The following is a 787-nucleotide window of genomic DNA, read 5'->3' as shown; positions in this document are numbered from 1 at the left end:
CCGAAGCTTTTCGCAGCTTATCACGTCTTTCATCGGCTCTTAGTGCCAAGGCATCCGCCCTGTGCCCTTATTGCTTGACCTTTCGCTTCATCACCCTAGCGTAGGTGATGCGGTCTCTTGATTCTCTGTTGTATCACGCTCTCGCGTTTTACAACGGTGTTTGATTACTCTGTTTAATAACAGATAAATCGATGTCTTCCTATCTTTGCGTTTGCATTAATTTCTTAATACTTTGCGTTTAAGGATATTTGATTAACTTAATCAAATTTCATGTATGCAGTTTTCAAGGTACAATGCTGACTGATGTTTTATCAGCCATCAGAACTCACAAGCAAATTTGTAAACTCTGATCACTGGTAAAAACCAGCTATTATAACAGTCCTTCCCGACTGATTTAGGGTTAGCACCGGACTTATCGAAAATCTTCTGGTTCCACTCTGTTTCCAACAGAGCTCACTTTCCAGTGCCCGTTCTATTTTTATCAGGCAGCTTCGCCTGTTTCTTTCTTTTTTGATCTGGCGCCCACCTGCTCTCCCACACCGTCTCCAGTGCAGTACCATCGGCCGATTGGGTCTTAACCGTCGTGTTCGGGATGGGAACGGGTGTGTCCCCCAACCGCATCGGCACCAGAAATATCTCAGCTTGATAGCTAAACAGTAAAACACATCTTCTCTACTTTTTCCTTAGAAAGGAGGTGATCCAGCCGCACCTTCCGATACGGCTACCTTGTTACGACTTCACCCCAGTCATCGGTCCCGCCTTCGGCAGCTCCTTCCTTGCGGTTAGG

Annotated in this window: 2 rRNA genes; both read right to left on the bottom strand. The window is 45.9% G+C overall.

The window, feature by feature from the left end:
- Positions 1–513: 513 nt before the first annotated feature.
- Positions 514–631 (bottom strand): 5S ribosomal RNA (gene rrf / locus KQI39_RS17150).
- 56 nt (positions 632–687) lie between these two features.
- A 16S ribosomal RNA gene (locus KQI39_RS17145) occupies positions 688–787 on the bottom strand; the annotation flags it as partial.

This window comes from Blautia sp. MSJ-36 (assembly GCF_018917985.1).
Classification (GTDB): Bacteria; Bacillota; Clostridia; order Lachnospirales; family Lachnospiraceae; genus Blautia_A.
The sequence above is the reverse complement of the archived record's forward strand: the minus strand, read 5'-3'. Positions and strand labels throughout refer to the sequence as shown.